At 66.3% G+C, this 8881-nt stretch carries 10 protein-coding genes and 1 pseudogene; 6 read left to right on the forward strand and 5 right to left on the reverse strand.

The features are described from left to right. Nucleotides 1-174 (reverse strand): annotated as a pseudogene (locus G3O00_RS43665) (AMP-binding protein); the annotation flags it as partial. Between the two features lie 247 nt (nt 175-421). On the opposite strand from G3O00_RS43665, the gene ybaK reads away from it, so the two are divergent. Beyond that, the gene (gene ybaK, locus G3O00_RS36490) at nt 422-913 is read left to right on the forward strand and encodes a Cys-tRNA(Pro) deacylase (RefSeq protein WP_027789278.1); all 492 of its coding nucleotides are present in this window, start codon (nt 422-424) and stop codon (nt 911-913) included. Between the two features lie 108 nt (nt 914-1021). Further along, nucleotides 1022-1660 carry a glycerol-3-phosphate 1-O-acyltransferase PlsY gene (plsY, locus tag G3O00_RS36495; RefSeq protein ID WP_206145914.1) on the forward strand — a complete coding sequence of 213 codons (639 nt, stop codon included), beginning with the start codon at nt 1022-1024 and terminating at the stop codon, nt 1658-1660. Between the two features lie 80 nt (nt 1661-1740). Here plsY and G3O00_RS36500 read toward each other — a convergent pair whose 3' ends face one another. Continuing rightward, the gene (locus tag G3O00_RS36500) at nt 1741-2226 is read right to left on the reverse strand and encodes a YajQ family cyclic di-GMP-binding protein (protein ID WP_011352998.1); all 486 of its coding nucleotides are present in this window, start codon (nt 2224-2226) and stop codon (nt 1741-1743) included. 137 nt (nt 2227-2363) lie between these two features. Between G3O00_RS36500 and murB the strand changes: the two genes are divergently transcribed. Continuing rightward, the gene (gene murB, locus G3O00_RS36505; protein ID WP_206145915.1) at nt 2364-3413 is read left to right on the forward strand and encodes a UDP-N-acetylmuramate dehydrogenase; all 1050 of its coding nucleotides are present in this window, start codon (nt 2364-2366) and stop codon (nt 3411-3413) included. A gap of 90 nt (nt 3414-3503) precedes the next feature. On the opposite strand, the gene argF is transcribed toward murB, so the two are convergent. Then, a complete protein-coding gene (gene argF, locus G3O00_RS36510; protein WP_174930618.1) occupies nt 3504-4433 on the reverse strand; it encodes an ornithine carbamoyltransferase in 930 nt (309 codons plus the stop codon). 413 nt (nt 4434-4846) lie between these two features. On the opposite strand from argF, the gene G3O00_RS36515 reads away from it, so the two are divergent. Beyond that, complete coding sequence (locus G3O00_RS36515) at nt 4847-5167, forward strand: DUF3579 domain-containing protein (protein WP_011352995.1); 321 nt, start codon at nt 4847-4849, stop codon at nt 5165-5167. A gap of 153 nt (nt 5168-5320) precedes the next feature. Here the strand turns inward: G3O00_RS36515 and rpsT are convergent, their stop codons facing one another. Then, the gene (rpsT, locus tag G3O00_RS36520; protein WP_011352994.1) at nt 5321-5593 is read right to left on the reverse strand and encodes a 30S ribosomal protein S20; all 273 of its coding nucleotides are present in this window, start codon (nt 5591-5593) and stop codon (nt 5321-5323) included. 304 nt (nt 5594-5897) lie between these two features. On the opposite strand from rpsT, the gene murJ reads away from it, so the two are divergent. Continuing rightward, complete coding sequence (gene murJ / locus G3O00_RS36525) at nt 5898-7448, forward strand: murein biosynthesis integral membrane protein MurJ (protein ID WP_011352993.1); 1551 nt, start codon at nt 5898-5900, stop codon at nt 7446-7448. An 8-nt stretch (nt 7449-7456) separates the two neighbouring features. Beyond that, nucleotides 7457-8299, forward strand: a complete 843-nt coding sequence (locus tag G3O00_RS36530) for a SirB1 family protein (RefSeq protein WP_174930617.1) — start codon at nt 7457-7459, stop codon at nt 8297-8299. A gap of 65 nt (nt 8300-8364) precedes the next feature. Here the strand turns inward: G3O00_RS36530 and G3O00_RS36535 are convergent. Next, a partial coding sequence (locus G3O00_RS36535) for an SDR family NAD(P)-dependent oxidoreductase (protein ID WP_206145916.1) occupies nt 8365-8881 on the reverse strand: 517 nt, incomplete at its 5' end.

The raw sequence follows: 8881 nt of genomic DNA on the forward strand, positions 1-8881 counted from the left end.
ATCGACGGCCTGCGACAGTTCGCCGTACGACAGGCGGCGCGCGTCCTCGATCAGCGCCGGGTGCGCGGGTGCCTGCGCGGCCCAGCGCGCGGGCACGTCGGCGATGCGGCGAGGCAGCGCGGCGAGCAGTGCGTCGCCGTCGAGCGGCTCGAATGAGCGGGAGGGCGAGGGCATGGCGTCTCCAGACAAGGGGCCGGGGGGCGGCGCGTTGAAGTTTGCGAACGATCGTGCCATGACGGCGCGCGCGCCACAATCGGCCATTCGGGCAATAGCGCTTCGCGATGGAAGCAATGATGATGGCCGGAATCGCCGCGGCGACGCAGCGGGCCGCCCGGTGAGAAACGGGCCGCGAGTATACCGCCGGCACGGGCGCGAGCGCGCCAGTGCGCGCTCGCCGGTCGTTCACCATTAAAATGCCGCCATGAGCAAATCCAGGCATGTGTCCGAAACCCCCGCGACCCAATTGCTGCGCCGCCACGGCGTCGCGTTCGGCGAGCACCCGTACGACTACGTCGAGCACGGCGGCACCGGTGAATCGGCGCGCCAGCTCGGCGTCGACGAGCACAGCGTCGTGAAGACGCTCGTGATGGAAGACGAACACGCGAAGCCGCTGATCGTGCTGATGCACGGCGATCGCACCGTTTCGACGAAGAACCTCGCGCGGCAGATCGGCGCGAAGCGCGTCGAGCCGTGCAAGCCCGAGGTCGCGAACCGCCATTCGGGCTATCTCGTCGGCGGCACGTCACCGTTCGGCACGCGCAAGACGATGCCCGTCTACGTCGAGGCGACGATCCTCGAACTGCCGACGATCTACCTGAACGGAGGCCGTCGCGGCTACCTCGTCAGCCTCGCGCCGGCCGTGCTCACATCGCTGCTCGGCGCGCAGCCGGTGCAGTGCGCCAGTGTTGACTGAGGGTTTCACCTTCGTGGCAGGCCGCGCGCGTTCGGTAGAATGGGCGCCGTTTCGGCGTGCCGCGCGCAGCCGTCCCTTTACCGATACGTTGAAAGAAGAGTCCTCCGCATGCAGATCCTGCTCGCCGCCCTCATTGCCTACCTGATCGGTTCGGTGTCGTTCGCCGTCGTCGTCAGTGGCGCGATGGGCCTGGCCGACCCGCGTTCATACGGGTCGAAGAATCCCGGCGCGACCAACGTGCTGCGCAGCGGCAACAAGAAGGCCGCGATCCTGACGCTCGTCGGCGACGCGTTCAAGGGCTGGATCGCCGTCTGGCTCGCCCGGCACCTCGGGCTGCCCGACGTCGCGGTCGCATGGGTCGCGATCGCCGTGTTCCTCGGCCACCTGTATCCGGTGTTCTTCCGCTTCCAGGGCGGCAAGGGCGTCGCGACCGCGGCCGGCGTGCTGCTCGCGGTGCACCCGGTGCTCGGGCTCGCGACCGCGCTGACCTGGCTGATCGTCGCGTTCTTCTTCCGCTATTCGTCGCTCGCGGCGCTGGTGGCGGCCGTGTTTGCGCCGGTGTTCGACGTGTTCCTGTTCGGCACGGGCCACAACCCGGTCGCGTGGGCCGTGCTCGCGATGAGCGTGCTGCTCGTGTGGCGACACCGCGGCAACATTTCGAAGCTGCTGGCGGGGCAGGAGAGCCGGATCGGCGACAAGAAGAAGGCGGCCGCTGACGGCGGCGCGCAGGACGGCGGGAAAGCCTGACGAAGTGCGGCGCTAGGCCGCATGCCGGGCGCGCCGCGTGTGCGGGGCCCGGCGGGATGACGTGACGGATCGTCCGGCGATCAGTCGCGGAAGTTGTTGAAGTCGAGCGGCGTGTCGGTCACGTCCTTGCGCAGCATCGCGATCACGCTCTGCAGGTCGTCGCGCTTCGTGCCGTTCACGCGCACCGCGTCGCCCTGGATGCTCGCCTGCACCTTGATCTTGCTGTCCTTCACGAGGCGCACGATCTTCTTCGCGAGGTCGCCGGTCACGCCCTTCTTCACGGTGACGATCTGCTTGAGCTTGTCGCCGCCGATCTTCTCGACCTTGCCGTAGTCGAGGAAGCGCACGTCGACGTTGCGTTTGGCCAGCTTGCCGATCAGTACGTCCTTGACCTGGCCGAGCTTGAAATCGTCATCGGCGAACAGCGTCAGCTCGCGTTCCTTTTGCTCGACGCGTGCGTCGGAGCCCTTGAAGTCGAAGCGCGTCGAAATTTCCTTGTTCGACTGCTCGATGGCGTTCTTTACTTCGATCATGTTCGCTTCGGAAACGACGTCGAACGATGGCATGGCATTCCTCCCTTGAGATGCGGGCACCCGGCTCGCGCGCGGGCACTCGCTATAATTGCGGACTGTTTGCCATTTTACCGATGCCCCTCCGTTTGCCCAAGGTCGGCCATGCGCCGCCCGGGCGGACGTGACCGCGAATGCCGATGCCTCCTGACGATTCCACCCTGTCGCTGCTTCCCGACTATCCGCTCGCCGCGCACAACACGTTCGGCATCGCTGCGACCGCCCGCTTTGCCGCGCGCATCACGCATGCGTCGCAGTTCGAGGCGCTCCATCGCGACCCGCGCGTCGCGAACCTGCCGCAGCTCGTGCTCGGCGGCGGCAGCAACGTCGTGTTCACGCGCGATTTCGACGGCGTCGTGCTGCTCGACGAGATCGCGGGCCGCCGCATCGTGCGCGAGGACGACCACGCGTGGTACGTCGAGGCCGGCGGCGGCGAGAACTGGCACGCATTCGTCGCATGGACGCTCGAGCACGGGATGGCGGGCCTCGAGAACCTCGCGCTGATTCCGGGCACGGTCGGCGCGGCGCCGATCCAGAACATCGGTGCGTACGGCCTCGAGATGAAGGCGTATTTCGACTCGTTGGTCGCGGTCGAGCTGGCGACGGGGCGCAGCGAGCGCTTCGACGCCGCGCGCTGCGCGTTCGGCTATCGCGACAGCTTCTTCAAGCGGGAAGGGCGCGGCCGGTTTGCGATCGTGTCAGTGACGTTCCGGCTGCCGAAGCAATGGGTGCCGCGGCTCGGCTACGCGGATGTCACGCGCGAACTCGACGCCCGAGGCATTGCACCCGATGCGGCCACGGCGCGCGACGTGTTCGACGCGGTCGTCGCGATCCGCCGCGCGAAGCTGCCCGATCCGCTCGTCCTCGGCAACGCGGGCAGTTTCTTCAAGAATCCGGTGATCGATGCGGCGCAGTTCGATGCGCTTCGCGCCCGCGCGCCGGAAGTCGTGTCATATCCGCAGCCGGACGGGCAGGTCAAGCTCGCGGCCGGCTGGCTGATCGACCGCTGCGGCTGGAAGGGGCGCGCGCTGGGCGCGGCGGCCGTGCACGACCGCCAGGCGCTCGTGCTCGTCAATCGTGGCGGCGCGACCGGCGCCGACGTGCTCGCGCTGGCACGGGCGATCCAGGCCGACGTGCAGACGCAATTCGGCGTCGAGCTCGAAGCCGAACCGGTCTGCCTGTAACGCGGGCCCAGCGCGGCTTTTCCCGCGCTCAAACAAAAAGCGCCGATCGTCGATCGGCGCTTTTTTCATGGATGGCCCGGTGCCGGCGCGTCAGTGCTTGAGGCGGCCGAGCAGCAGGAACTCCATCAGGGCCTTCTGCACGTGCAGGCGGTTTTCCGCCTCGTCCCACACGACGCTCTGCGGGCCGTCGATCACGCCGGCCGTCACTTCCTCGCCGCGGTGCGCGGGCAGGCAGTGCATGAAGAGGGCGTCCGGGTTCGCGTGGCCCATCATTTCCTCGTCGACGCACCAGTCGGCGAACGCCTGCATGCGGGCCTCGTTCTCGGCCTCGAAGCCCATGCTCGTCCACACGTCGGTGGTGACGAGGTCGGCACCCTTGCACGCTTCGTTCGGATCCTCGAACACTTCGTAGAACGGTGCGCTGTCGGGCGACACGAGCTTCATGTCGAGCGCGTAGCCGGGCGGCGTGGACAGGCGCAGCTTGAAGCCGAGGATCTGCGCGGCTTCGATCCACGTGTAGAGCATGTTGTTCGCATCGCCGACCCATGCGACGGTCTTGCCGGCGATCGGTCCGCGGTGTTCGTAGTACGTGAAGATGTCAGCGAGCACCTGGCACGGGTGGTACTCGTTCGTCAGGCCGTTGATCACCGGCACGCGGGAATTGTCCGCGAAGCGCTTGATGACCTCCTGCTCGAACGTACGGATCATGATGATGTCGACCATGCGCGAGATGACCTGCGCGGAATCCTCGACGGGCTCGCCGCGGCCGAGCTGCGTGTCGCGCGTGCTCATGAAGACGGCGTGGCCGCCGAGCTGGAAGATCCCGGCTTCGAACGACAGGCGCGTGCGCGTCGAGCTCTTCTCGAAGATCATCGCGAGCGTGCGGTCGTGCAGCGGGTGATAGGTCTCGTAGTTCTTGAACTTGCGCTTCAGGATACCCGTGCGTTCGAGCACGTACTCGTAGTCTTCCAGCGAGAAATCCTTGAACTGCAGGTAGTGACGAATGGTTTTGGCGGTCATGAAGCGAGATGCGGCAGGTTGCACCCGGCAGCAAGGCCGGACGGCGCCGCCGTCGGGTGTGGATAACTCAAAGCAGCATAAAGGATTTTCTGTGCTTTGACGAGCCGCGGAGGGAAGCGGGGCACGATCGCCGCGGGCGGCAAGCGGTGCAGGAGGAGGGGCGTCGGGACGGCGCGCGATGGCGCGCTGCGGTATAATTCGAAAGTTTTCTCCAGCCCGGCAGGCAAGCCTCCTCGCGCTCTGCCGGACACAAGCCGTGCGCTGCACAAATCCGGTGCAGTCCGCCGGTGGCGCGCGCCGACGTCCCGTTTTCGGGATACCGGAATGCTTGTGCCGCCGTCCGTTTCAGCTTTGTGTTCGCGTATCCAGGCGCCGTTGCCTGGCTATCGCCGGGCCGTCACTTGGGTAACCACATGGCTGAAACCCCTCCGACCGAATTCTTCATCCAGGGCATCACGAAAGACGGGAAAAAGTTTCGCCCGAGCGACTGGTCGGAACGTCTGGCCGGTGTGATGGCCTGCTTCGGGCCGGGGGCGAGCGGACGGAACGCGCGTCTCCAGTATTCGCTCTACGTGCGTCCGACGATGCTCGGCGACCTGAAATGCGTGATCCTCGATTCCCGGCTGCGCGATGTCGAGCCGATGGCGTTCGATTTCGTGCTGAATTTCGCGAAGGACAACAATCTCGTCGTCACCGAGGCGTGCGAACTGCCGGACTACGGCGAGAAGAAGTAAGAAGCGGACGGGCGGGGGCGCGCGCAGCGCCAGGCCCCGGTTGTTCGCCTGCATCGTTGCCGATCCCGGCGACACAGGCAAAAAAGCCCGCCTAGGCGGGCTTTTTTGCGATCGCAGGAAACAGGAACGCCCGCGGAAGCGGGCGCGCCGGATTTACGCTGCTGCCTGCAGGCCTTTGACGGCCGCGGCGAGGCGGCTCTTGCTGCGAGCGGCCTTGTTCTTGTGAACGATCTTCTTGTCAGCGATCGTGTCGATCGTCTTCACGGCAGCCTTGAACAGATCGGCAGCCTTTGCTTGATCGCCGGCGTCGACAGCCTTGCGAACAGCCTTGATCGCGGTACGGAATTTCGAGCGCAGCGCCGAGTTGTGCGAATTTGCCTTCGCGGCCTGGCGGGCGCGCTTGCGTGCTTGTGCGGAGTTAGCCATGACGGTTCCTTATCCTGTCCTGTTTCCAGAGCTTGGAGCCTAGACGGCCAAGCGCTGCTTTTCGATCCGTCCCCTGAGAGCGATTGCCCAGGGGCGCATAAAAAACGGTGATTTTAACCGAGGCCGGGACATGAAAACGGCAGTTGCCGTGCATGTACGAGCCCAGAAACAGGCGATTATAGCAACAAAATCAAGCGAGTGGCAACATCAACGTGACATCTGCCGGACCGGGCGCCATCGGCGTGCGCGCTTTTCGGCATCGGCCGCTGGCCGGGCCACGCAACGTCCGTATAATAAGCGCCCCATGAATCTATTCCGAGCCCTGCTGACGGTCAGCGGCTTCACGCTGCTGTCGCGCGTGACCGGACTGGCCCGCGAGACACTGATCGCCCGTGCGTTCGGTGCCAGTCAATACACCGACGCGTTCTACGTCGCCTTCCGTATCCCGAACCTGCTGCGCCGCCTGTCTGCCGAAGGCGCGTTCTCGCAGGCGTTCGTGCCGATCCTCGCCGAGTTCAAGAACCAGCAGGGGCACGACGCGACGAAGGCGCTCGTCGACGCGATGTCCACCGTGCTCGCGTGGGCGCTTGCCGTGCTGTCGGTCTTCGGGATCGTCGGCGCGTCGTGGGTCGTGTTCGCGGTCGCGTCCGGCCTGCACACCGACGGGCAGGCGTTCCCGCTCGCGGTCACGATGACGCGAATCATGTTCCCGTACATCGTGTTCATCTCGCTGACGACGCTCGCCTCCGGCGTGCTGAACACGTACAAGAGCTTCTCGCTGCCTGCGTTCGCGCCGGTGCTGCTCAACGTCGCGTTCATCGCCGCGGCCGTGTTCGTCGCGCCGCACCTGAAGGTGCCGGTGTTCGCGCTCGCGTGGGCCGTCATCGTCGGCGGCGTGCTGCAGTTCCTCGTGCAGTTGCCGGGCCTGAAGAAGATCGACATGGTGCCGCTGATCGGCCTCAACCCGCTGCGCGCGCTGCGCCACCCGGGCGTGAAGCGCGTGCTCGCGAAGATGGTGCCCGCGACGTTCGCGGTGTCGGTCGCGCAACTGTCGCTGATCATCAACACCAACATCGCGTCGCGGCTCGGGCAGGGCGCCGTGTCGTGGATCAACTACGCCGACCGCCTGATGGAATTCCCGACGGCGCTGCTCGGCGTCGCGCTCGGCACGATCCTGCTGCCGAGCCTGTCGAAGGCGCACGTCGATGCCGATTCGCACGAGTATTCGGCGCTGCTCGACTGGGGCCTGCGCGTCACGTTCCTGCTCGCGGCACCGAGCGCGCTCGCGCTGTTCTTCTTCGCGACACCGCTCACCGCGACCCTGTTCAACTACGGCAAGTTCGACGCGCATACCGTCACGATGGTCGCGCGCGCGCTGGCGACCTACGGGATCGGCCTCGTCGGCATCATCCTGATCAAGATCCTCGCGCCGGGCTTCTATGCGAAGCAGGACATCAAGACGCCGGTGAAGATCGCGATCGGTGTGCTGATCGTCACGCAGATCTCGAACTACGTGTTCGTGCCGCTGATCGGCCACGCGGGCCTGACGCTGAGCATCGGCGTCGGCGCGTGCCTGAACTCGCTGCTGCTGTTCATCGGGCTGCGCAAGCGCGGCATCTACCAGCCGTCGCCGGGCTGGCTGCGCTTCTTCGTGCAGCTGATCGGCGCGGCGCTGGTGCTCGCCGGCCTGATGCACTGGCTGTCGATCAGCTTCGACTGGACCGGGATGCGTGCGCAGCCGCTCGATCGCATTGCGCTGATGGCTGCGTGCCTCGTGGTGTTCGCTGCACTATATTTCGGTATGTTGTGGGTGATGGGCTTCAAATACGCTTATTTCAGAAGGCGCGCCAAGTGACGACCGCAATGACCCGCGTCCTCGACTACTTCAGCACGCTCGTGGCAGACGACGACAGCCTGCCCGTCACGGAAGCGGCGCTGTCGCTGGCGCAGGACGCGTATCCCGACCTCGACCTGCAGGGCACGCTGGCCGAACTCGACATGCTCGCCGCGCGGCTGCGCCGGCGGTTCACGGACGATGCGGACCTGAAGGGCCGCGTCGCCGCACTGAACGATTTCTTCTTCCGCGAGCTCGGCTTCGCGTGCAATCACAACGACTACTACGACCCCGATAACAGCCACCTGAACGCCGTGCTGAAGCGGCGGCGCGGGATCCCGATCTCGCTGTCGGTGCTGTACCTGGAGCTCGCCGAGCAGATCGGCGTACCGGCGCGCGGCGTGTCGTTTCCCGGTCATTTCCTGCTGCGCGTCACGCTGCCGGACGGCGACCTGATCATCGATCCGGCCAACGGCCATTCGCTGTCCGAAGCCGAGATGGTCGAGATGCTCGAGCCGTATGTCGCGCGTGCGGCCGGGGCGGTCGACAGCGCGTTGCGCGCGCTGCTGCAGCCGGCGACGAGCCGCGAGATCATCGCGCGGATGCTGCGCAACCTGAAGACGATCTATCTTCAGACGGAACGCTGGCAGCGGCTGCTCGCGGTACAGCAGCGGCTCGTGATCCTGCTGCCCGAGCACCTCGACGAAGTCCGCGACCGCGGTTTCGCGTATGCGCGGCTCGATTACCTGCGCCCCGCGCTCGAGGATCTCGAGCAGTATCTCGGCGAGCGGCCGGAGGCTGACGACGCCACCGTCGTCGAGTCGCAGGTGACCGAATTGCGGCAGCGGATGCAGCGCGACGGCGAGGACTGAGCCGCGGCCACGCTGCCGGAACCCGGAACGAAAAAACGCCCGCATCGCGGGCGTTTTTTTTATGCCTATTTCGGCTGCATCCGGATCGCGCCGTCGAGGCGGATCACTTCGCCGTTGAGCATCGGATTCTCGACGATCTGACGCACCAGCAGCGCGTATTCGGCCGGCTTGCCGAGCCGCGGCGGGAACGGCACCATCGCGCCGAGCGCGTCCTGTACGTCCTGCGGCATGCCGAGCAGCATCGGCGTCTCGAACAGGCCGGGCGCGATCGTCATCACGCGGATGCCGCTGCGCGACAGGTCGCGCGCGATCGGCAGCGTCATGCCGGCGACGCCGGCTTTCGACGCCGCATACGCGGCCTGGCCGATCTGCCCGTCGAATGCGGCGACCGACGCGGTGCTGACGATCACGCCGCGTTCGCCGTCCGCGGTCGGCGCGGTGGCGGCCATCGCGGCGGCCGCGAGCCGGATCATGTTGAACGTGCCGACGAGGTTCACGTTGATCGTCTTCGCGAACACGTCGAGCGGATGCGCGCCGTCCTTGCCGACGGTCTTCGCGGCGGGCGCGATGCCCGCGCAGTTC

Origin of the sequence: Burkholderia sp. Ac-20384 (assembly GCF_017104605.1) — a bacterium.
Lineage (GTDB): Bacteria > Pseudomonadota > Gammaproteobacteria > Burkholderiales > Burkholderiaceae > Burkholderia > Burkholderia lata.